This window comes from Kistimonas ophiarachnellae (genome assembly GCF_057552235.1).
Genome location: NZ_BAAJPA010000001.1, coordinates 57,618 through 80,261 on the forward strand (window position 1 = coordinate 57,618; position 22,644 = coordinate 80,261).

At 51.0% G+C, this 22,644-nt stretch carries 20 protein-coding genes; 11 read left to right on the forward strand and 9 right to left on the reverse strand.

What is annotated here, in order from left to right; translation table 11 throughout:
* Positions 1-158: 158 nt before the first annotated feature.
* The 5 genes from hflK to AC27K1_RS00255 all read left to right on the forward strand — a co-directional run bounded on the left by hflK (position 159) and on the right by AC27K1_RS00255 (position 5,134).
* Positions 159-1,334 (forward strand): FtsH protease activity modulator HflK, encoded by a 1,176-nt coding sequence (gene hflK, locus AC27K1_RS00235; protein ID WP_487147405.1) that lies wholly within the window; start codon positions 159-161, stop codon positions 1,332-1,334.
* Positions 1,331-2,203: a protease modulator HflC gene (hflC, locus tag AC27K1_RS00240; RefSeq protein ID WP_487147406.1), complete on the forward strand. Its 873-nt coding sequence runs from the start codon at positions 1,331-1,333 to the stop codon at positions 2,201-2,203. Before hflK ends, hflC begins: the two co-directional genes overlap by 4 nt.
* A 138-nt stretch (positions 2,204-2,341) precedes the next feature.
* The gene (locus AC27K1_RS00245; RefSeq protein ID WP_487147407.1) at positions 2,342-2,533 is read left to right on the forward strand and encodes a DUF2065 domain-containing protein; all 192 of its coding nucleotides are present in this window, start codon (positions 2,342-2,344) and stop codon (positions 2,531-2,533) included.
* Positions 2,534-2,558: 25 nt separating this feature from the next.
* Positions 2,559-3,734 (forward strand): ATP phosphoribosyltransferase regulatory subunit, encoded by a 1,176-nt coding sequence (locus AC27K1_RS00250; RefSeq protein ID WP_487147409.1) that lies wholly within the window; start codon positions 2,559-2,561, stop codon positions 3,732-3,734.
* An 89-nt stretch (positions 3,735-3,823) separates the two neighbouring features.
* The gene (locus AC27K1_RS00255; protein ID WP_487147410.1) at positions 3,824-5,134 is read left to right on the forward strand and encodes an adenylosuccinate synthase; all 1,311 of its coding nucleotides are present in this window, start codon (positions 3,824-3,826) and stop codon (positions 5,132-5,134) included.
* 59 nt (positions 5,135-5,193) lie between these two features.
* Here the strand turns inward: AC27K1_RS00255 and AC27K1_RS00260 are convergent, their stop codons facing one another.
* Complete coding sequence (locus tag AC27K1_RS00260) at positions 5,194-5,643, reverse strand: hypothetical protein (RefSeq protein ID WP_487147412.1); 450 nt, start codon at positions 5,641-5,643, stop codon at positions 5,194-5,196.
* A 212-nt stretch (positions 5,644-5,855) separates the two neighbouring features.
* Between AC27K1_RS00260 and rnr the strand changes: the two genes are divergently transcribed.
* From rnr to AC27K1_RS00275, 3 genes are read left to right on the forward strand one after another with little or no spacing between them, the layout of a single operon-like run.
* On the forward strand, positions 5,856-8,378 hold the full coding sequence (gene rnr / locus AC27K1_RS00265) for a ribonuclease R (protein WP_487147414.1): 2,523 nt from the start codon (positions 5,856-5,858) through the stop codon (positions 8,376-8,378).
* 58 nt (positions 8,379-8,436) lie between these two features.
* Complete coding sequence (gene rlmB / locus AC27K1_RS00270) at positions 8,437-9,180, forward strand: 23S rRNA (guanosine(2251)-2'-O)-methyltransferase RlmB (RefSeq protein ID WP_487147415.1); 744 nt, start codon at positions 8,437-8,439, stop codon at positions 9,178-9,180.
* A gap of 45 nt (positions 9,181-9,225) precedes the next feature.
* Positions 9,226-10,158 carry a D-2-hydroxyacid dehydrogenase gene (locus AC27K1_RS00275; protein WP_487147417.1) on the forward strand — a complete coding sequence of 311 codons (933 nt, stop codon included), beginning with the start codon at positions 9,226-9,228 and terminating at the stop codon, positions 10,156-10,158.
* Positions 10,159-10,378: 220 nt separating this feature from the next.
* Here AC27K1_RS00275 and AC27K1_RS00280 read toward each other — a convergent pair whose 3' ends face one another.
* The 4 genes from AC27K1_RS00280 to AC27K1_RS00295 all read right to left on the reverse strand — a co-directional run bounded on the left by AC27K1_RS00280 (position 10,379) and on the right by AC27K1_RS00295 (position 15,119).
* Positions 10,379-12,952: a hypothetical protein gene (locus AC27K1_RS00280; RefSeq protein ID WP_487147418.1), complete on the reverse strand. Its 2,574-nt coding sequence runs from the start codon at positions 12,950-12,952 to the stop codon at positions 10,379-10,381.
* Positions 12,945-13,766 (reverse strand): hypothetical protein, encoded by an 822-nt coding sequence (locus tag AC27K1_RS00285; protein WP_487147419.1) that lies wholly within the window; start codon positions 13,764-13,766, stop codon positions 12,945-12,947. Before AC27K1_RS00285 ends, AC27K1_RS00280 begins: the two co-directional genes overlap by 8 nt.
* Positions 13,756-14,289, reverse strand: coding sequence for a hypothetical protein (locus AC27K1_RS00290; RefSeq protein ID WP_487147421.1), 534 nt, complete (start codon positions 14,287-14,289; stop codon positions 13,756-13,758). Before AC27K1_RS00290 ends, AC27K1_RS00285 begins: the two co-directional genes overlap by 11 nt.
* A 239-nt stretch (positions 14,290-14,528) precedes the next feature.
* Positions 14,529-15,119 (reverse strand): DUF3605 domain-containing protein, encoded by a 591-nt coding sequence (locus tag AC27K1_RS00295; RefSeq protein ID WP_487147423.1) that lies wholly within the window; start codon positions 15,117-15,119, stop codon positions 14,529-14,531.
* Between the two features lie 282 nt (positions 15,120-15,401).
* Here AC27K1_RS00295 and cml point away from each other — a divergent pair, with 282 nt between their 5' ends.
* Complete coding sequence (cml, locus tag AC27K1_RS00300; protein WP_487147980.1) at positions 15,402-16,586, forward strand: CmlA/FloR family chloramphenicol efflux MFS transporter; 1,185 nt, start codon at positions 15,402-15,404, stop codon at positions 16,584-16,586.
* 438 nt (positions 16,587-17,024) lie between these two features.
* Here the strand turns inward: cml and AC27K1_RS00305 are convergent, their stop codons facing one another.
* The 4 genes from AC27K1_RS00305 to AC27K1_RS00320 all read right to left on the reverse strand — a co-directional run bounded on the left by AC27K1_RS00305 (position 17,025) and on the right by AC27K1_RS00320 (position 20,144).
* Positions 17,025-17,699, reverse strand: a complete 675-nt coding sequence (locus AC27K1_RS00305) for a hypothetical protein (RefSeq protein ID WP_487147425.1) — start codon at positions 17,697-17,699, stop codon at positions 17,025-17,027.
* Between the two features lie 263 nt (positions 17,700-17,962).
* The gene (locus AC27K1_RS00310) at positions 17,963-18,580 is read right to left on the reverse strand and encodes a LysE family translocator (protein WP_487147426.1); all 618 of its coding nucleotides are present in this window, start codon (positions 18,578-18,580) and stop codon (positions 17,963-17,965) included.
* 38 nt (positions 18,581-18,618) lie between these two features.
* On the reverse strand, positions 18,619-19,419 hold the full coding sequence (locus AC27K1_RS00315; RefSeq protein WP_487147428.1) for a PhzF family phenazine biosynthesis protein: 801 nt from the start codon (positions 19,417-19,419) through the stop codon (positions 18,619-18,621).
* Positions 19,416-20,144: an alanyl-tRNA editing protein gene (locus AC27K1_RS00320; protein ID WP_487147430.1), complete on the reverse strand. Its 729-nt coding sequence runs from the start codon at positions 20,142-20,144 to the stop codon at positions 19,416-19,418. The genes AC27K1_RS00315 and AC27K1_RS00320 overlap by 4 nt, the downstream gene beginning before the upstream one ends.
* A gap of 131 nt (positions 20,145-20,275) precedes the next feature.
* Here AC27K1_RS00320 and AC27K1_RS00325 point away from each other — a divergent pair, with 131 nt between their 5' ends.
* A complete protein-coding gene (locus tag AC27K1_RS00325; RefSeq protein ID WP_487147432.1) occupies positions 20,276-21,691 on the forward strand; it encodes an aminotransferase-like domain-containing protein in 1,416 nt (471 codons plus the stop codon).
* A 92-nt stretch (positions 21,692-21,783) separates the two neighbouring features.
* The gene (gene ppk2, locus AC27K1_RS00330; RefSeq protein WP_487147433.1) at positions 21,784-22,614 is read left to right on the forward strand and encodes a polyphosphate kinase 2; all 831 of its coding nucleotides are present in this window, start codon (positions 21,784-21,786) and stop codon (positions 22,612-22,614) included.
* Positions 22,615-22,644 lie beyond the last annotated feature (30 nt).

The following is a 22,644-nucleotide window of genomic DNA, read 5'->3' on the forward strand; positions in this document are numbered from 1 at the left end:
GGAACGTGGCCATAAGGCTGCGGATGCCAGGGGCAACTGCCGTTATGCCGTACCGGCTTTCGGATGTTTATCCGATAGTAGTGGCGGCACCGCTCTTTCCCTGTATCCTTGCAGGATGCTCAGACAGTAGTTGTACAACTCTGACGACGGAGAACTCTATGGCCTGGAACGAGCCGGGTGGAAACAAACAGGATCCCTGGGGTGGCGGAAACCGTGGTGGTAACCAGGGGCCGCCGGATCTGGACGAGGCACTACGCAAGTTTCAACAGAAGCTCAGCGGTATTTTTGGTGGCAAGGGTGGCCCTTCTTCAGGCAAGCGTCCTTCCGGTGGTGGTGGAGGCGGTGGCGGCCTGGTGGTCGGCGCAGTCGTCATCGCGATTGTGGCGTACCTGTTCAATGCAGTTTACGTGGTTGATGAAAAGGAACGTGCGGTAATCCTTCGCTTTGGTCAATATGTAGATACGGTAGATCCGGGCCTGCATATGTATTTCCCTCCGTTTGAAACCAAGTTTCAGGACGTGGTGACCGAATACCGTTCGTACCCGGTCAGCCAGGAAATGTTGACCGAAGATGAGAATATCGTCGAGGTGGCGTTGTCGGTCCAGTACAACATTTCCAACCTGAAAGATTATGTGCTGAATGTCGCGAACCCTGACAAAGCCTTGAAAGAGGCGACTCAGAGTGCGTTGCGTCACGTGGTGGGTAGTTCCGAAATGCACTCGGTGCTGACGGAAGGCCGTGAGGTGCTCGGTGATGAAGTCAAAGAGCGTCTGCAGTCTTATCTGAACAGCTACGGCACGGGTCTTTACATCAGTAAGGTCAACGTGGAGAGTGCGCATCCGCCCAAGCAGGTGCAGGCGTCGTTTGACGACGTTATCCGTGCCCGTGAGGACGAGGAACGCGCCAAGAACGAGGCGGAAGCCTACGCCAACCAGGTGGTGCCGGAAGCCCGGGGTGATGCCCAGCGTATCATTGAGGAAGCCAACGGTTACCGTGAGGAAGTGGTGTCCCGCTCTGAGGGTGAGGCGGAACGCTTCACCAAGTTACTGGCGGAATACAAGAAAGCGCCCGGGGTTACCCGTGAGCGTCTTTACCTCGACACAATGCAGGATGTTCTTGGCTCAACCAGCAAGGTGCTGGTGGATGTCAAAGGTGGTAACAACATGATGTACCTGCCGCTGGACAAGTTGATGGAGCATCAGAAGAAGAGTTCTTCTGCAACCAGCACCACAGGCGAGCTGACAGCGCAGGAGTTGGATGAGCTGACGGATCGTGTCACGGCTGAATTGAACCGTCGCGCATCCAATGCCCGGACAGGGAGGAGTGTACGATGAACTCTAAAGCCATGACTGCCCTGATCCTGATTGGTGTTGTTCTGCTGGGTGTGTTGAGCAGTGTGTATGTCGTGTCCGAGCGTGAGCGTGCAGTGCTGTTGCGTTTTGGTGAAATCATCAAGCCAGACGTGAAACCGGGCCTGCACTTCAAGGTGCCATTCATTGACAAGCTGCGCGTCTTCGATGGTCGTATCCAGACACTGGATGTACCACAGGAACGTTTCTTCACCCAGGAGAAGAAAGCCGTCATTGTTGATGCCTACATCAAGTGGCGTATCGCGGACGTTCAGGAGTTTTACCGGTCCACATCCGGTGATGCGTTCCGTGCCAACACCCTGCTGTCTCAGCGTGCGGGTTCACGTTTGAGGGAGAAGTTTGGTGTTCTGACATTGAACGAGGTGGTTTCCGGTCAGCGGGATGAGCTGATGACCGAAATTACCGAGACCCTGAACAAGTCGGTTGAGCGCCTGGGTATGCAGGTACTGGACGTGCGGGTCAAGAAGATCGACCTGCCCCCCCAGGTCAGCGACTCGGTCTTTGACCGGATGTCTTCCGAGCGTCGTAAGGAAGCCCAGGAGTATCGCTCCAAGGGTAACGAGATGGCCAAGGCGATCCGTGCAAATGCCGATCGTGAGCGTCAGGTTATCATCGCTGCGGCTTACCGTGATTCACAAAAGATTCGCGGTGATGGCGACGCCAGGGCGGCTGCGATTTACTCGAAGGCTTATGGTGCGGATGCCGAGTTCTACTCGTTCTACCGTAGCCTGAAGGCTTATCGCGATACCTTTGACAGCAGCTCGGATATCCTGCTGCTGGAGCCTGACAGCGAGTTCTTCCAGTTCATGAACAGCGCAACAGGCAAACAGTAACACGCCCTGCGCTAAAAACGCCCGGAACCATCCGGGCGTTTTTATGTACCCCGCACGGGTCGGATGGTATGATTGCCCAAACCGGGGAAAGCCCGGTTTTTTCATGTGCGTCGTACGGGTCAGATTGCAGAGAGATGTATGAGTTTCTGGCATGAACTTATCGTAGCCTTCTGCCTGCTGTTGGTGCTGGAGGGTATCGTTCCCTTCCTTTATCCGCAGCGCTGGCGTCGTCTGGTTGAACAACTGGCGACGGTGGATGACCGTACCCTCAGAATCTGTGGTCTGATCAGCATGCTGGCAGGTACGCTGCTGCTGTATCTGGTGCGTTGAACCGTTAGCAAGCGAGAGCAGAATCATGACAATAGCCGACCGCTGGCTGCTACCCGACGGTATTGAGGAAGTGCTGCCGCCCCAGGCGTGGCAGGTGGAAACCATGCGCAGGACATTGCTGGATCTGTATGCCTCCTGGGGCTACGAACTGGTGATACCGCCGCATATTGAATTTCTGGAGTCTCTCTCGGCTGGAGCTGGTAACGACCTGGAACTGCAAACGTTCAAGATTACCGATCAGCTGACCGGTCGCATGATGGGGCTGCGTGCAGATACGACCCCTGCGGTTGCACGGATGGACGCACATACCCTGAATCGCACGGCACCTGCGCGCCTCTGTTATGCGGGCAGCGTCTTCCATACCCGGCCGGCTTCGCTCGCTGCATCACGAACACCGATTCAGGTGGGAGCCGAGCTGTATGGCCACACTGGTGTGGCCAGCGATATTGAGGTCATCAGCCTCATGCTGGAAACATTGGCGGCTGTCGGTATTGCGAATCCGCACGTGGATCTTGGTCATGTGGATATTTTCAGGCAGCTGACCAGCGCCGCCGGCCTGAATCATGTTCAGGAAGCAGAGCTCTTCGATGCACTGCAACGCAAGGCGAACCCGGAGATTCAGCAATATCTTGCCGATTGGGCCGTAGTTCCCTCCATTGGGCGTATGCTGACAGAGTTGTCAGGTCTCAGTGGTGGGCGAGAGATTCTGAGTGACGCAAGAACGACTTTGGCTGATGCACCTGCATCTGTCGTTGAAGCTATCGAGACCTTGGAGACAATTGCGGATCACCTTTCAGAGGAATATCCACAGGTTGAACTCTATTTCGACCTCTCAGAACTCCGGGGCTATAACTACCATACGGGTGTCGTATTCTCCGCCTACCTGCCTGAAGAAGGGCAGGCCATCGCCAAGGGCGGACGTTATGACGGCATTGGTGAGGTTTTTGGCCGGGCACGCCCGGCCACGGGTTTCAGTACTGATCTGAAAGCCCTGATGCGTTTGGGCAATGGTGTACCAGAGGCCGGTCATGGCATTCTGGCGCCGGCTGATGCTGACAAGACAGTGGTCAGGCGCCTGCGCGAACAGGGCGAAAAAGTGATCTACAGTTTACCGGGGCAAACCGAGTCTGCCCGGGATATCGGATGTGATCGCGAACTGAAACTGACAGACGGCAGCTGGCAGGTGATACCGGCAGGCTGACGTCAACGTCAGAAGGAACTGGGTGGGTGCCGCCGGTAAACGACAACAGTCTTTCCGGGCGGACATTTTTTTTTTACTGAGACTTTATCATGGGCAAGAACGTAGTCATTCTGGGAACCCAGTGGGGCGACGAAGGCAAGGGCAAGATTGTTGACCTGCTGACTGATCAGGCATCTGCTGTCGTACGTTTCCAGGGCGGCCATAACGCAGGTCACACGCTGGTTATTGACGGCGAAAAGACCGTCCTTCACCTCATTCCATCCGGTATCCTGCGTGACAACGTAACCTGCTATATCGGCAATGGTGTTGTACTGTCTCCGGAAGCGCTGCTTAAGGAGATGGCGGAACTGGAGGAGCGCGGCGTGCCCGTTCGCGAGCGTCTGCGTCTGAGCCCGGCCTGCCCGCTGATCCTGTCTTACCATGTGGCACTGGATCAGGCCCGCGAAGCGGCACTGGGTAAGGATAAGATCGGTACCACCGGTCGTGGTATCGGCCCGGCTTATGAAGACAAGGTTTCCCGTCGAGGTCTGCGTCTGGGCGATCTTCTGCACCCGGAACGTTTCGCAGAGAAACTGAAGTCTGTATTGGAATACCATAACTTCGTTCTGCAGAACTACTACAAGGCTGAGCCCGTTGATTTCCAGAAGCAGCTGGATGAAGCCCTGGCCATGGCTAAAGAGCTGGCTCCCATGATTGATCGCGTCAGCGACAGCCTGCACGATCATCGTCGTAAGGGTGAAAGCATCATGTTTGAAGGTGCCCAGGGTTCCATGCTGGACATCGACCACGGTACCTATCCTTTCGTTACCTCTTCCAACACGACCGCCGGTGGTACTGCAACCGGTAGTGGTATGGGTCCTCTGTACCTGGATTATGTTCTGGGTATTACCAAGGCTTACACCACCCGTGTCGGTTCCGGTCCGTTCCCGACCGAGTTGCTGGATGAAAGTGGTCAGCACAACGAAATCGGCGCTTACCTGGCAGAGAAAGGCCACGAGTTCGGTGCAACTACCGGTCGTCCCCGTCGTTGCGGTTGGCTGGATGCCGTTGCCCTGCGTCAGGCCATTCAGATCAACAGTGTTTCCGGTCTGTGCCTGACCAAGCTGGACGTACTGGATGGTCTGGAAACCGTGAAGGTTTGCACGGCTTACCGTAATGCCGAAGGTGAGGAAATCGTAACTCCGATCGATATTGAAGAGTACGAAACCCTGACGCCGGTTTACGAAGAACTGCCTGGCTGGTCTGAGTCTACCTTCGGTGCCAAGAGCATGGACGAGCTGCCAGAAAATGCCCGTGCTTATATCAAGCGTGTCGAAGAGATCGCTGGTGCGCCGGTGGATATTATCTCTACCGGTCCTGACCGTAACGAGACCATTATCCTACGTCATCCGTTTGCCTGATTATGGCGGTGCCGACCCTGTTTCAGGGTCGGCTTCTGTTGTTGGGCTTGCCGCTGTTATTAGCTGATCAGTGCGTGAAAATACCAGTTCACCAGAAATACACTGAGGATGGTGGTGATCAAGCCACCAAAGGTAATCCAGAATTGTCGGCTTAAGCCATGCATCTCGGTGCGAACAGCTGCAATATCTGTTTTCATCTCCGCACGAACTTCCTTGATTTCAGCCCTCACTTCTTTAATATCTGCTTTCAGTGAGCCAACCTCTCCATGCATTTCTGCACGAAGATCTCTAACATCGGAAGCGACTGAGCGAACATCTTCCCGCAAGTCAGACATCGCTTTCTCATTACGAAACTGCATTTGCAGCATGGTTTCCTGGAAGACCATCAAATCCTTTTTGGTGGCGACATGTTCAGGGTCAAGGGATTTGTCCATTCTGCGCGCGAGATTGGTATCAATTCCGATACGCGTCAGTTCATCGAACAGGCTGGCGCCCTGATTGTCAGGCATATTGAAAAACTCCTTAGATAGCGTTCTTGATTCTTCAACCGTGCAGGCAAAGGTAGACGCAGCAGGAAAAACCGGCAAATTACCGGTAAGCCGTCATCGCTAGTCACGAGAGGGCTGCGTATACTATGCAACAGGCTATCAGTGAGTCCGACCATGGCATCCCCATCGATGCAGGCAGGGCTTCAGGCAAACAGATTTGATCAGGATGACCCATGCCAGAATGGTGGAGAGACGCCGACCCGAATGCAAAGCAGGAAAAACAGAGTTATGACAACCCTGTGCCCAGCCGCGCATTGATTATGAACTACCTCGATGAACGGGGTGCGCCGGCGACGCATGAAGTCCTCTGCCGGGAATTTGAGCTGGATAATGACGACCAGATCGAAGCGCTGCGTCGCCGCCTGATTGCCATGGCGCGTGATGGACAGCTGATCCAGACCCGCAAGGGCGCCTTCGGACTGCTGAACAAGATGGACTTGATTACCGGTAAGGTTCAGGGGCATCGCGATGGGTTTGGTTTTGTTCTGCCGGACGGGGAAGGGGATGACCTGTTCCTGACGTCTCGCCAGATGAGCGAATTGTATGATGGTGATCGCGTCGTTGTCCGCCAGACCGATGTGGATAACCGTGGCCGTCGTTACTGTGCAGTAGTCGAGATTCTGGAGCGCAGTGTTACCCAGGTAGTCGGAAAATACTTCGAACGTGACGGTACAGGGTTTGTAGAGCCTGATCACCGTCGTATGACCAGTGAGATCATGATCAAGCCGGGGCCTCTGTTGCCACTGCGTGGTCAGTATGTGGTTGTGGAGATCATTGAGTATCCCACGAGGCGTGCACTGGCGACAGGTATCGTCAAAGAAATCCTTGGCGACAAGATGGCGCCGGGCATGGAAGTGGAGATTGCCGTACGCAGCCACAATATTCCCCATACCTGGCCGGAAGCGGTTGAGGAGCAGGTCAGCAAGTTTTCCCCCAATGTCCCGAGTCGGGACAAGAAAAACCGGGTAGACCTCAGACAGATGCCGTTTGTCACCATTGATGGTGAAGATGCCCGCGATTTCGACGATGCCGTCTATTGTGAGCAGAAGCGTAGCGGTGGCTGGCGATTGTTTGTAGCGATTGCCGATGTCTCACACTATGTGAAGCCGGGAACCGCACTGGATAATGAAGCCCAGAACCGTGGCACATCAGTTTATTTCCCCGGTCATGTCATTCCGATGTTGCCGGAGGTGTTATCCAATGGCCTTTGTTCACTGAATCCGAAAGTGGACCGGCTGGCCATGGTCTGTGAAATGACCATCAGTGCACGCGGCAAACTCAGTGGTTACCAGTTTTATGAAGGCTTGATTCAGTCCCATGCGCGGCTGACGTATACCGAGGTTGGCGCCCTGCTGGAGCATCCGGAGACCCCGGATGGGCAGAAAGTCGCTCGTACCTATGCGAAGCTGGTTCCCCACCTGAATACCCTCTATACGCTGTACAAGATATTGCATGCCGGACGGGTAGAACGCGGCGCCATTGATTTTGATACGGTGGAAACAAAAATTGTGTTCAGTGATGAACGCAAGATTGAAAAGATTGTTCCGACAGAACGGAATGATGCCCATCGTTTGATTGAAGAATGTATGCTCTGCGCCAATGTGGCGACGGCGAAGTTTCTGGAGAAACACGCATTGCCGGCGCTCTATCGCATACACGAAGGTCCCAGCAGCGAAAAGCTGGAAAACCTGTATAGTTTCCTGGGTGAGCTGGGCCTGTTCCTGCCGGGTAGAAGCCAGCCGGAACCCAGCGATTACCAGCAATTGCTGGAGCGCATCAAGGATCGCCCTGACTTCCTGATTATCCAGACCATGCTGCTGCGCTCCTTGAGTCAGGCGGTCTACAGTCCGGATAATATCGGGCACTTTGGCCTGGCTTATCCGGCGTATGCGCATTTCACGTCACCGATCCGCCGTTATCCTGACCTGTTGGTGCATCGTGCCATACGGTATGTGATCCGTTCGGAAATGCCGTCCCGTCACGTTAAGCGGGTTGAGGGCGCATCGGTTCTTAAGAAAAAAGTCATATTCCCTTACGAAACGGCAGACATGCTGGCGTTGGGCGAACACTGTTCCATGACGGAACGGCGCGCTGACGATGCGACCCGTGATGCTATGGATTCCCTGAAATGCCAGTATATGCAGGGACATATCGGGGAAGTCTATGATGGGCTGGTAGCGACAGTGACCGGCTTTGGCCTGTTTGTTGAACTCAACGATATCTATGTGACCGGTCTCGTACATATCAGTAACCTCCCGGGCGACTATTACCACTTTGAGTCTTCTCAACAGCGTCTGGTTGGTGAGCGCACCGCCATGATGTTTCGCCTGGGGGATGAACTGCGGGTACGGGTTGTTCGGGTTGATCTGGATGAAAAAACGATCGACTTCGAATTGGCTGATGCACCAAAGAGCCGTCGTCGTAAAGGCCGTGCACCGGAGCGGAAGCAAGAGACAGCAAAGGACAGACGTCGTGCAGTAAGGACTGAGGATGAACGCCCCGGCAAGAAGCCTTCGCGTAAGAAGAAGGTAAAAAGTGGTAAAGCGGGTGGCGGCAAAAAGGCCAAAGGCCGTAGCAAAGCCGCTAAAAAAGCCGCAGGAAACAGCACATCTAAAGCGGTTAAAAAGCCAACAGCTAAAAAAGGGGCAGGTAAAGCGCCGTCCCGAACACCGAGAAAACGCCCCGTCACACGATGATGGTTGGTTGAAGTTGTAATGCAGCCCGGTGGTTTTGATAACCGGGCGGAGAGAGTCAATGAGTAGTAGCGAAGGTTATTTTGGTGTTCATGCCGTCCAGGCGTTGCTGGACACACGTCCGGATCAGATCCTGGAAATCTGGTTCCAGCGGGGCAAACGGGGTGGACGGATTGACCGTCTGATTCAGCAAGCGGAAGAAACCGGTATTCCTGTGCGTTTCGTCGACCGCGAGCGGTTGGAACGCAAGGCAGAGGGTAATCACCAAGGCGTGGTTGCCATTGTGCGAGAAGCCCGTGTGTACCGGGAAAATGAACTTTATGAATTGCTGGATAATCTCACTGAACCACCGTTCCTGCTGATTCTGGACAGTATTACTGATCCCCATAACCTGGGTGCCTGCCTGCGCTCAGCTGATGCAGCCGGTGTACACGCAGTGGTTGTGCCCAAAGATAATTCTGCACCATTAAACGGTGTTGCCAGAAAAATTGCCTGTGGTGCTGCTGATACGGTACCGCTGGTGACAGTGACCAACCTGGCTCGCACCATGCGAGAGTTAAAAGAACGTGGCATCTGGATGATCGGTACCGCCGGTGAAGCCAGCAGCAGCCTTTATGCGACTGACCTTGTAGGTTCTCTGGCACTGGTCATGGGGGCAGAAGACAAAGGCATGCGCCGCCTGACCCGTGAACATTGTGACGGACTGGTACACCTGCCCATGAGTGGTACGGTGAGTAGCCTGAATGTATCGGTTGCTACGGGTGTCTGCCTGTTCGAAGCGGTACGTCAACGCATCAAGGCCTAAATGATTTAAATGACAACATTGTGGTTGTGAGTGTTTGGGGGATGTATGAAAGGGGTGATCCTGGATTGGACAACACTGGGGCCTGGCGTTGATATCAGCCCATTGACTGATATTGACCTTGAGTGGACGGTATACGACATGTCGGCTCCGGAAGAGGTTGTCGAGCGTATTCAGGATGCCGCCGTCGTGTTATCCAATAAAGTGGTTATCACCCGTGAACATATGGAAACATTTCCGGCCTTGCGTTACATCGGGGTCATGGCGACCGGGATGAACAATGTTGACCTTGAGGCTGCCGGTCAACGGGGCATCAAGGTCACCAATGTGACCGGTTACGGCACAGCCAGCGTCGCGCAACATGCATTTGCACTCATTCTTTCCCTTGCGACATCACAACCACGTTATGCCCGGGCAAGTCGGGACGGCACCTGGTCTGCCAGCCCGATGTTTTGCCTGTTGGATTATCCGATCATGGAATTGCATGGACGCAAATTGCTCATAATCGGATATGGTGAACTGGGGCAGGCGGTTGCCCGTCTGGCTGAAGCATTCGGTATGGACGTCATGGTGGCTGCTGTTCCCGGTTCCCCCACCCGCGCTAAAGACAGAATTGCGCTTGATGAAGGATTGGCTCAGGCGGATGTCGTCAGCCTTCACTGTCCGTTGACAGAGCAAACACGACATTTGATTGATAGCCGTCGATTGTCCCTGATGCAGCCTCACGCCTTGTTAATTAATACAGCACGTGGCGGTCTTGTGGATGAAGAGGCGCTGGTTGCTGCGCTGAAGCAGGGGAAACTCGGTGGTGCGGGTTTTGATGTGCTCAGTGAAGAACCACCTGTTAATGGCAATGTGCTTCTGGATGGCGATGTTCCGAACCTTATTGTGACACCGCATTGTGCCTGGGCATCAAAATCTGCTCGCCAGAAATTGGTTAATATGGCAGCTGATAACGTGGTAACGTTCCTGACAAGCTGATGTATCAGTGGTTTGGTTTGGCGCCGCTTTGTGTCCGAGAGGGTGGGGCAGGTCTGTCGGGGGCTGCTTGTCGTGCGCCCTGAAAGCGCCCTTCATGGCAAATGATATAAAAAGGTCTTTGCCGAAGTTGTTCTGCCAGTGTTGTGATGATGGGATCTTCTCCGGGGAGTGAGTCCAATGCATATAGCAGGGCTATTCTTGATACCGAATCCAGCTTTGGTTACTGGCACTCCAGGAAAGCAATCATAAATAAGCGAGTAATTGCTTTCTGGATTCTTTCTTCACCAACAGATTTTATTTTTATGATATCCAATTCATCCAAAATGATGTCATCCATGCGACGTAAATGAATATTACTGTTGCCATAGGGTAATGTTGTGTAGTGATCAGGCGAGGGCTGGTCTGGATAGAGCCCCATCGCTACGTCGATAACATAGGGGGTGTTTTCTGGAAAGGGGGCAGTGCTCGTTACAAAAATGCGGTCTGTTGTGAGTTTTTTATTATTATGGTCTGTCATTTTCTTTAGGCCACTGGTATCGACATCGCCATCCTTATGTTGCAGATTCCAGTGCTCCAAACTAGCACGATTCATAGAGCTTTTGAGTCGTTTCACAATTTCAGTAAATTGATTGCGGATGAGAATGATCAGATCGGTATCCCGAGGTGTCATGCATGCCTGCATGTGATTATGGGTTATGCCTGTCGGTAAATGCTGTGCAGCCTGTTCATAGAGCAGGCTTAACGTTGAGTCTGATGCGTTATCCCACAATGAGAGTATCTGAAGCTGGAATGCCATACTTCCGGTCAGGACGACAGGCATGCTGATTTTATCAGAATTAAGGTCGGCCAGAATGGCTGGTATTTTCAGATGGAAATAGTCGCGCAAGGCTTGGATGCGTTCACTCTCAGGAAAGGGAAAGAGAGGATGACTAAAGTAGTTAACCAGAGGTGGACGTTGCTCTGGTGGTGGTCTGTTTGGCTCCCTTTCTGTGTCCTGAGTCGTATCTGAATCGATGTAAATAACCGATATTTCAATATCCAGCTCAAGTGCGATATTTAAAAGTGCGAGTCTATATGCGCTTTCATCCCCAGACATATTGCTAGTTTGTTGGGCTATGCAATCTATGCGATGACTGAGAACAGTCATTGAGGGTGCCTGCTCGCGTGATAGCTCGAATAGTTTAAGTATGTTGTCAATATCCTGTATGGCTACTTTTGACTCTGGTTCCCTGGCGGAATCAATGGACCGCTCAGCGTGTAATAGAGTTTTCTGTCTTTCCTGATGCAGATTTTGACATTTTTCAAAGTCACTGCTGCATTTCTTGAATCCTGTGTTATTGGAAAAAAGTGTTTTCAATGGTTTATCCGTGCCTTTGGTCTGCCCCTTCTTTGCCTTCAGTTTTTCTGGGTAATGGCGTAATAACAGCTCATACCGCTTCTTCCATGCATTAATAATTCCTTCACGAAGATGAACCAACCTTTTATTCAGTTTATGGACCGAGGTAATCAGTACATCACAGGCCGTCATTACAGCAACGTTGCTGGATGGTTCTTCTTCCGTCTGAAAATTATCAAGCAGTGTATAGATAGTTCGAGAAATTGCGTCAAGTTTATGCTGCGCTGCTACATCGGCGTTATTAAACGCTTCGATTGCCGCAGTGAATCTGTTAGTGATATCTATCGATGTCAATGTATCTTCATCAAGCAGCGATATTATAAAGGGCCTGATATCAGGGATTAATGACTCACCGGTGTTTATGTGATGGGACATGTCCCTGACCTGTAAATAACCAGACACCAGGAGGCTAAGAACATCGACAGGTAATGCTTGCAGTTCTGTCGAAGGATTTTGTAATTGTTGGAGCGCATCATGCAAATTTGTCGATTTCAGTGCGGCTTTTGCTCCTTCTGTGTTTTGGTCGATCAATGCCTCTGACAGACTACTAAGGGCTGTTTCTACCGGTAGCCGCCTTCTACGGGGGCTGACTTGCTGCCAATCGGATTCGTCATCAGATAATTCTTCCTCATGCTCGGTTTCTTCAACGACAGCAGTGATATCAGCAACTCCGCTATCTGCCTGTACCATGGGAGGAGCGGCTGAGGCTTCACTAGATACTTCAGGGCTATCTTCCTCTCTATGAGAGTCTGCGCCTGTTTCTCCTTGTTTCCTGTCTTTCGGTTTTCCGGGAGGAGGGGCTACTTGCTCCTGAAAATACTGGGCGAGAAATCTTAAGTTATTCTGATGCAGTTGCTCGAGTTGCCGAGTATTTTCCTCCAGTTGGTGTTGTGCTTCCAGGTATAAAGGGTCGATGGTTTGCTCTGATGTTATTACAAGCCCATAGCTGATAATACGTTCCGCCCATTGCTTAAATCGGGTTAGTAAGGTCTGTAGTTGTTCAATGTGCAGGGAATATGCTTTCGGCGCTGAGGAAGAAACATGTTGTTGATAAAAAAAATCAAAGCATTGGTGTCCTGCATTCAAACTCATGGATAAATAATCATGCAGTTTGTAAAAACGCCGATTTGCACATTGTTGAGGCCAGTTTTCATGCTCAACCAATCGAGTTGCTTTATTAACCAGTTTTTTAAATTCTGCTTCTTGAGATTCTTCTTGTCTGTCTGCTTGGGGCGCTTTCTGGGGCGAAGATTCCAAAGTGGCAATCATGGAGGATAATTGCTGAAGTGTCATTTGAGCGAGATCCCAACACTGCGCATGAACGCTAAAAATTAATTGTTCAGCATAATTAAGCTGAGTATCAAGAAAATTTTGTTCATCAGGTTGTGGTTCATACATTTTTAAATGTGCGGTAATCCCGATACTGCTGCAGTAGTTGTATTAGCAGTTGCTGGGAGGAAACCAGGTATTCAGGTTTTACCTGTTGTCTGGCTGCCAAATGTCTTTGATAGTAAATATTACCGCTGGCCAGCCATGATATTACTCGATAAAACACTTGATTCATTAGGGTTTCACTGTATTTCGGTTCATTAATCTTCGCTTTGAGTGAAAATAGTTGGCGAAGATTGATCGAAGCCACCGCTTCATCGAAAGGCACACCTGTTCCGTGTTGGTCGCAAATGGCTTGTTGATCATTGATTCTGCTTTCTATGATCCACTTAAACCAGAAACAGGCAGTTTTCAGTATGGGATTGAGTAAATGGACAAGGAACTCGTTTTGTTGCTGGTGTCGCAGGAGAAACTGTTCCATATTCTCCAGCATAGACTGAGCAATCCTTCCCAACATCAGGGCTGCTTCACTACGTTGCTCATAGGTGAAAATGATACTTATACCGACACCAACGTTCTCAGTCTTTCCAAATGGACGTTTATCAGTACTGCTGGCAGGATAATTGCGTTTGAATAGTTCGTAATCACTGCTGAGGCGTTCCAGTTCCGGAAGAAACCTTTCAAGGTTGCGCAGTATTCTATTTATCTGATTCCAGTTTTGCTTAGATATTTGTTGATAAAGGCGCTTGATTTCGTTGTAAAAAACCTGAAGTTCATTACTGCCAGCTTGCAGCATTTTTTGTGTAAGACCTTTTATCGGTATGGATCGCTCAATATCTGGTTTTCCTGGTGGCGCTGTGTTCCCGGCTGGTTCATCCAGCATGGGGGCGCTGACTGGCTGAGAGGGGGGCAGTATCTTTCGCTGAACCCGAAGTTGCCGTTTTTTCAGTGTGTTTTTTCTTTTTCTTCTTTTTCTTTTTTTTAGGTTCTGCAGACCTTGTTTTGGGTCTTGCTCCGGAGCCTGGAGGAAAATCAGGTGTCGATGCTTGTATCTGGGTCCCTTCAGGCGGGAGTTGAACCGTTAATTCTTCCGGCTGTTCCGAGTCTGTCTGCAGAGACTTTCCGGTAAAGCGGGTATCTGGAATGTCCTCTAATCGTTGAGCTTGTTCTGTAGGGGGCAGGGTAGATGAGGGTATTGCTTTACTTGCTGTAATGGTGCTGGTATCTGTGGGTTTTTCTTCAAGCGGGCTTGGGAGAGAAATATCGTGGCTCGAAGACCACAATTTTATAGAAGAACTCAGCTTTATATCGTACTCAGATCCATCACTCTTCAAGGTATGAAGCTCGGAGTCTGAATGCCAGGGGCGTGTTTTAGGGCTAATCAGTGAACTGTACTGTTCTTGCATTGACGGAATGCTGACTCTTCGCTGAGACCGGTGATCAATGACGTCGAAAACTGCAATGTTGATGTCTGTTGTACCTGAAGTAGCCGATGATGAAGTGGCTGTTGTAACCGGTTGCATATTATCTCTGCGATTCAATCCTTGTTTGTAGTTAAGGCATCTGACAGATGCAATACACCCAAAAACAATGTGACAACTGGATCGCAATAGAGTTCAGTAACTCAATCAAAAACGTTTATGTTTTACTCTGATGTCGGCTTATCAATGAATGACTGGCGATATTGTTTTAATTGCTCAACCCACTGTTTAAGGTTGGTGGTTCCTGTTGTATCACGTATAAATATGTGTGCGTGGCCTAAGCCCTTGACGGTTCTTTTCCCGGGAGGATTGATGCGGATACTCCACTCAACACCGCCATGGCGCGATATGTCAGGCAAATGTTGACGGAGCAGTTCCTCACATTTCTGCTTCAGAACAGCTTCATCCCAGACCGGTTCGGATGAAAACAACAACAGGTGGGCAATACCGTCTTCAAGCCAATAGGGAAACCGGTTAATGGTCAGTCGGTATCCCAGTTGACAGCCATCCTGACTGCATTGACGGGCTTGCTGTTCATCCAGGCCGAAAACATCTTCGAAAATCACCATTTCAGCGGTTTTGTTATTGGTGAGATAAGAAGCCCGATGCTTTTCGTAGGCCAGGTTGACGGATGGATGACGCTCCAGGGGCTCTGCTGACAGGATTTTTTCCCAGGACGCCGGAGAGGCGAACACCCGGAATGGACTTAAAATCAAAAAGAATAGCCATGTAAATACTCTGGCCGGTTTTTGCATAATCATCAGCCCCCTACTGCACGGCTTATCTATGGAATAACTATAGACTGCGGCTAACGGCCAAACGCGCGTCAGTGGCTCTGACCGGGTGGTTAGTCGTTATTGTGGTTTTAAAGAGAACGTCTTAGGCTTGCAGCCAATTAACGAAGAGACTGCTTTTATGAGGCCCATGGTCAGAACACGCTCTTAAGCCACAGCATCCCGAATCCAAGATGCTGTGGCGTGACGGATTATCCCTCCTGCATGCCGCAGAAACGTTTTCTACGCTTCTGACGGAAATGTATTGTGTCTTTGAATAAACCCTGGAATCTTTCGCTATCGCGTACATTGTTACTGATGGTGCCCTTTGACCTGCTGGCGTCACTGGGAATGGATGTTTATTTGCCAGCGGTGCCAGAAATGGCATCGGTGTTTTCTACATCATCCGGGGCGGTGCAGCTGACCCTGTCGCTTTATATGTTGATGCTTGGCTGTGGACAACTGGTTTTTGGCCCCTTGTCTGACCGGCTGGGGCGTCGGCCCGTACTGCTGGGCGGTAACCTGTTATTTGTCGTGAGTTCAGTGGCCCTGGTTTATGTTTCGACCATTGAAGGGTTTATCCTTTGGCGAATTGGTCAGGGAGCAGGCGGCGCTGCATCACTGGTGGCAACGTTTGCCACGGTAAGGGATGTGTACGGTCATCGCCGTGAAGCAACCACAATCTATGCGCTGCTGGGCGGCATGCTGGCATTTGTTCCGGCATTGGGGCCTGTGGCCGGTGCGCTGTTGATTGGCTGGGCAGGTTGGCATGCCGTGTTTTGGGGGCTGGCAATGACCGCCATACTGGCTGGCCTCCATGCCCTGATTGCATGGCCGGAGACCCGCACACGTGTATCTGATATTGATGTCAAAACAGCGTTTCTACAGGTGATACGGTCCGGTGGATTCTGGTTGTATACCGTGGCGTTCGCGGTAGCGATGGGGGCGTTTTTTGTCTATTTCTCTACGGCTCCGAGGATTCTTATCGGGAAACTCGGTTATACGCCTGTTGTCTTTAGTTTGCTGTTTGCAATTGTTGCGCTGGTGATGATTGTGATGAGTCGCTTTGCTGGCCGAATTGTCAGCCGATGCGGTGTTCCCGGCACCTTACGACTGGGCATGATAGCGATAGGTATTGGCGCGTTGCTGATGCTGATAGCGCAAGCATTGTCACTTTCAGGTGCAGCTTCTCTACTCATGCCAATGCTGGTTGTGGCGGTTGGCATTAGCTGTACCTGCGCGGTGTCTGCTAATGGTGCATTGGCGGCCTTCCAGGAAATAGCCGGTACGGCTGTTGCCCTGTATTACTGCATTGAAGCACTGTTGGTCTGCATAGTCGGTACAGTGGTGGTGACCTTGTTACCCGGTGATATGCTCTGGCCGTTGATTGTTTTCTGTGGCTTTGGAGCTGTTATTGTTCTGGCCGGTACCGTGTGGGTTCGCCACTAGATCAGCGAATACCGTCTTCACATGGGAAAGCAGTCCTTTACAGACTGCTTTCCGGAAGATAAAGCAGGATGACTGATCCTGCTGTCTGGGATACTGCTCCTTGAAGAAAAAACATTTTTATGGCTTTCAGGATCATCTCCCTATTGATGGCAGAGGTATTCCTGTCTCGCTGTAGCTGACGGCAGCCAACATCCATGAACGTAATGCAGCCTGCGATTTTCCGGATAAAATATACGGCATGCTGCCCGGGGAAAAGGAATACATACGCCCTGAGTTCAAGAGTGATTGCGAGGCCGGGAATAGATCTGCAGACATGCTCTTCAGCGTAACATGAGAGGTGATCCCCTAAGGCTTTTGTGCAACTTATCATGCCAGTGCGTCGGCGAATTGAGGCAAAAACCGGACAGCTGGCTGAATACTGTTTTAGAGACAATCATCTTAATAAAATCCGTATGCGGCTGATGATCTGCCAATCAGTTTCCAATGTTGATTGTTAGAAAGGTATTCTGCGAGATTCTTCAGAAGGGTATGCTTGGCATCAAGCATGATAAAACCACGACTCTCATCCTCACTGCCTACACTGAGCTGGTAGGCAAGAATGGCTAGTTCTGTACATATCGCATTCTTGGGTGCGCAAGTATCTCTTCTTTTATACTTCGCTAGCCGGGCTCTTGCGCCATCTCCAAAAGTAGAAGTCCCCAATGCAGACTTGATTGCACGAATAGTTTGAAAACTTGCACTTGAATAGCCCACTACCTGCTTTGTTCTTTCAGTGAAATTACACCCCTCCTTTTCCTGGTACTCTCCACGAGACCAGCTGTGGGCTCTAGAGCAAGCGGCTTGGGCAATTGATGGATCTCCCTGGAAGCGAAAATATACAGCTTTTTCTTCTGGATCCAGTTTAGACGTAAAGACACCTATTATCTCTTTTGAGTGAATGATCATACTGTTGTAGTGGCTGACAATGTAAGCGTGAGTAAACGTCACGCCACTGGCATCTACGATAACATAGAATCCAATATCACCGCTTTGTAACCTTGATCCATTGCCATCAAGATCATAAAGTGGAAAAAGTGAAAAGTAATTAAACATAATATATTGCCCGATATTCATCACCTGACCAGATAATTACCCTCTGTCCCTGTATACATTGTTCTGAAAAAGCGGCCTGCAGGGAGGAGAGGATCCACGTCCTTTAGAAGTTTATTCTGAAATTTTGATGATTGCTGCCTTGGGTTTGAATTTAAATCGTATAAAAATCTTCTAATGAATAATGAATAATGAATAATGAATAATGAATAATGAATAATGAATAATGAATAATGAATAATGAATAATGAATAAGACATAAAAGCTTCCAGATGGGAGGCAGTCCTTTACAGACTGCTTTCCGGAAGATAAAGAAGAATGACTGATCCTGCTGTCAGGGCTGCCATGCAGAAGTTAAACGTGCGCAGTGCCCGGTCATGTTGCAGAAAACGTCCAATAGCTACGCCAAACCCGGTCCAGAGAGAAATGCAGGGCAGGTTTATCAGGCTAAAGATGCTGGCAATCACCAGGGCTGAAATAGCATAATCAGCTCCGGCCAGTGTGAATGCTGACATGCTGCCAATGGCCATGATCCAGGCTTTAACGTTAACGACTTGAAAAAGTGCTGCCTGCCACAAAGTAAACGGTTTGGAAGGCCCGTCTCTCTGTTCGGGTCGGCCTGCATTAGCAATTTTCCAGGCAAGAAATAACAGGTACGCCGAGCCAACGTATTTCAGAATGGTCTGAAGTATCGGCCATGTGCTGAAGGCATTACCCAAGCCAAAGGCGACAGCCAGTAGCAGAATAAAAAAACCACTGGCAACGCCGGCGATATGGGGCAGCGTCCGGAAAAAACCATAGTTAGCACCACTGGCTGTCAGCATAATGTTATTTGGCCCCGGTGTGATACTGGAGGCGAAAGCAAACGTCATCAGTGGTATATAAAAACTGTGCCAGTCGAACATTCCTTTTGTACTCTGTTTTGTTGTTGATGTGGGATTTGTTATGGAATCTGGATAGTGCCTTCCAGGTATTTGACGGCATTTCCGCGGATGTAAACCCGGTCTCCCAACAGTTCACATTCCAGCTTGCCCCTGCGTGCCGAGAGTTGTTCAGCATGAAGCACTTGTTTATCCAGTTTTTCTGCCCAGAAAGGTGTCAGCAGTGTGTGTGCAGAACCGGTGACAGGATCTTCCCGGATATCAACTTCCGGACCACCAAACCAGCGAGACACGAAATCAACCGATTCGCGGTCTGATGCTGCTGTGATAATCACGCCGCGTTTGATAATACCTTCAGGCAGCTTGGTGAGATCAAGATTCAGCTGGGCAATACTTTTTTCATCCGGTGCGAGAATGAGCAGGTCATCACGGGAAGTAAAGGTTGCCAATGGGGTGAATGGCAGGAGTTTGGTAATGGCATCAGGCAAGCGGGTAGGCGACCGGTGTCCCATGGGAAAATTGAGTTCAATAAACTCACCCTGAAACCGTACTTTCAGTTCACCGCTCAGGCTGTCAAAGACCTGTTGATGGGTACTGTCGCCTAATTCATGACGAATGACATAACTGGCCGCGAGGGTGGCATGGCCGCAGAGTTGGACTTCTGTACCGGGCGTGAACCAGCGAATATGGTAACGGTCGTTATGCCGGACGAAGAAAGCCGTTTCTGACAGGTTGTTTTCCTTGGCCAGTTGCTGCATACAGTCATCAGGCAACCAGCTTTGCAGTGGAATCACCGCCGCAGGGTTGCCACCGAACAAACGATCTGTAAAGGCATCAATCTGATAATAGGGTAGCGTTTTCATTGTTGTTCCCCGTTGCTGAAGACAATGATGACCCGTTTATTGCGTTGCCCTTTATTTTCAATCTTGCTGATTCTGACGGGGCCGATTTCACGTGTATTTGCCACATGGGTACCGCCGCAGGGCTGATAATCGGTTCTACCGGCCCTTACCATCCGGATTTTTCCTGAGCCTCTGGGCGGCTGGACTGACATCGTTCGCACCAGCTCGGGGTTGGCATCCAGTACAGAGGCTTCCAGGCATTCAATAGAAATCGGTTCTGCCTGCCCGATAAGCGCATTGAGCTGCTGTGTCAGTAGCTCTTTGTTGGCATCAAAATCGCCCATGTCAAAATCGAGCCTGCCCTTGTCAGCGGACAGTGAGCCACCGGTCACCCCGCAGGGAATCAGGGAGCAGAGCAGGTGCATGCAGGTATGCATGCGCATATGGGCGTAACGGCGAGACCAGTCCAACGTGACGGTCACCGCGTCACCGGGTTTCAGATCAAGCGGTGCTTCACCAAGCTCGTGCAATATTGCTCCAGACTCATGATCTTTGCGCGTATTGGTGATCGTGAATTGACTGCCGTTACTGGCATTGATATGGCCGGTGTCGCCGGGCTGTCCCCCGCCGTTGGGATAGAAGATGGTTTCTGCCAGTACCACGTTCTGATCCTGAATACTGGACACCGTAGTGGTCAGTACTTTCTGATAGGGATCCTGATAGAAGACCGGCGCCGAATGGTTCATGGGTTAGACTCTCTGGTTGCCATTGTATCCCTACAATTTGTGTGTTTTGTCGTTTTCATCGCTCTGTTGTGATCTTAGAATGGCGTGAAATAAGATCAATAAATTAATTGTCACCATGACAATGCCTGGATATGCAGAATAAGTATTTAGAATCAGAGCAGCATTGGACGCCCGAGCTGGCCCGTTTTTCGGGGCCTCGATATAAAGCACTGGCCGATGCCATTGAAGAGGCCGTGGGCAATGGTCAGCTCCCCCCTGAAACGCGGTTGCCTACCCATCGATCATTAGCAGAATGGCTCAATGTAACCGTAGGAACCGTTACCCGTGGCTACGCAGAAGCTGAGCGTCGTCGTCTGGTGGTGGCTCGAGTTGGCAGCGGCACATTCGTACGTGGCAAACGTTGGGACCGACCGGATTTCAGTATTCCGGCAGAAACTGACTCAACCCTGCTGGATTTAAGCCTGAGCCTGTCAGTGCCGGCTTGTCGGGAAAAAATGCTCGCGGATACCTTGGAGCGGCTGAGTGATAATAGCGTCAGGTTGGCTCAGCTTCTGAAATACCATCCTGAACAGGGCTTGCTGCGACATCGGGAAATGGTCGCTCACTGGCTGGAACGGTTTGGCATTTATGCCGACCCTGCCTGTATTTTGATGACCAACGGTGGCCAACATGCCAACAGTCTTGTCCTGCGTGCCATGACGCGTCCCGGGGACACTGTCCTGTCTGATTACCTGACTTATCCCGGATTTATTTATAGCGTGCGACAGCAGCAGTTGCGTCATGTCGGCGTGCCGATGGATGAACAGGGGATGAGGCCGGATGCCCTGGTGGAGTATTGCCGACAACATCAACCCCGGTTGCTTTATCTGATGCCGGCGCTGCATAACCCGACTTCCATCATCATGCCGGAAGCGCGGCGTCGGGAGATTCTCGCGATTGCTGCCGAGTTCAATGTCCTGGTGCTGGAGGATGATGTGAAATTCAGCATGCCGGAAAATCGCACCACGGCCATGGTTTCGATGGCGCCGGAACAGGTGATTTACAGTGGCAGCTTCTCCAAATCCCTGGGAGGCGGATTGCATATGGGATTTGCCGTATGTCCGCCCGATCTCGTGGAACGGATTGGGCAAGTGTTACGCGGCGATTGCTGGAGTGCGACGCCGCTGATGGCGGAAGTGGTGATGTCCTGGCTGGATTCCGGTAAGGCATGGGAACTGATGACCTGGCAGCGGGATGAAATCGCGGCACGGCAAGCGATGGTGGCAGATACTTTGAACTGTCATGATTTGAAGTCTCAACCTTTTAGCTTTCACTGCTGGTTAAAACTGCCGGAGCCATGGCGAGCGAATACCTTTGTGACTCAGTTGGAGCAGCAGGGTGTCCGGGTGCTGGGCGCTGAGATGTTTGCTGCTGGCAGCTCACCGGCACCTCAATGTATTCGTTTCTGTATCAGCAGCCTGGCAGAGCGACGACAGCTGCAGGAAGCACTGGATATCATCCGGGATACGCTGGCGCTGGAACCCATCCAGAAACCCATAGTGTTCTAATGATCGAGATCAGTATTTGTACTTAGCGATTGCGATATCCTGGACGTGATGGATAACAATAAATAGCGAAAAACAATCCACCCGGAGCGGTAATGACAGAAATAAAACAATCAGGCCAGCCTGACGGCATTCGTCACATCCTTGAAGCCGCGGAACCCCTCAAGTCCACGGTGGAAAACAAGATGACGCGCCGTGAGTATGAGCGTCTGAAGCAGGAATTACAGGTTGAATTACTGAAGGTTCAGAGTTGGGTTAAGGAAACAGGCCAGAAGGTCGTGATCCTGTTCGAGGGACGTGATGCCGCTGGTAAGGGGGGAACTATCAAGCGGCTGATGGAACACCTCAATCCACGGGGCGCCAGGGTGGTGGCGCTGGAAAAGCCCAATGAGGAAGAACAGGGCCAGTGGTATTTTCAGCGTTACATCAAGCATCTGCCATCGCGCGGGGAAATCGTCCTGTTTGACCGTTCCTGGTATAACCGAGCCGGGGTTGAAGTGGTCATGAAGTTCTGTTCCCGCAAAGAGCATATGGAGTTTTTCCGCCAGGTGGCAGACCTGGAGCGGATGCTGGTTCACAGTAATATCCACCTTTTCAAGCTCTGGTTTTCCGTCAGCCAGGAAGAGCAATTGCGGCGATTCCAGAAACGTCGACATGATCCGCTGAAGCAGTGGAAGCTGAGCCCGATTGATCTTGCGTCCTTGGATAAGTGGGATGACTACACCCGCGCCAAGGAGCAGATGTTCCATTACACGGATACGGCTGATGCACCCTGGACGGTGATCAAGTCCGATGACAAGAAGCGTGCGCGGATCAATACCATGCGGCATCTGCTGCATTCGCTGGATTACCCCAACAAGAACCGGGATGTGGTCATCGCACCGGAGCCGGAGATTGTGGGTGGTCCGGAGTTGAGTAACAGTTAACCTTCTTGAGGCTCAGGGAATGAGCCTTTA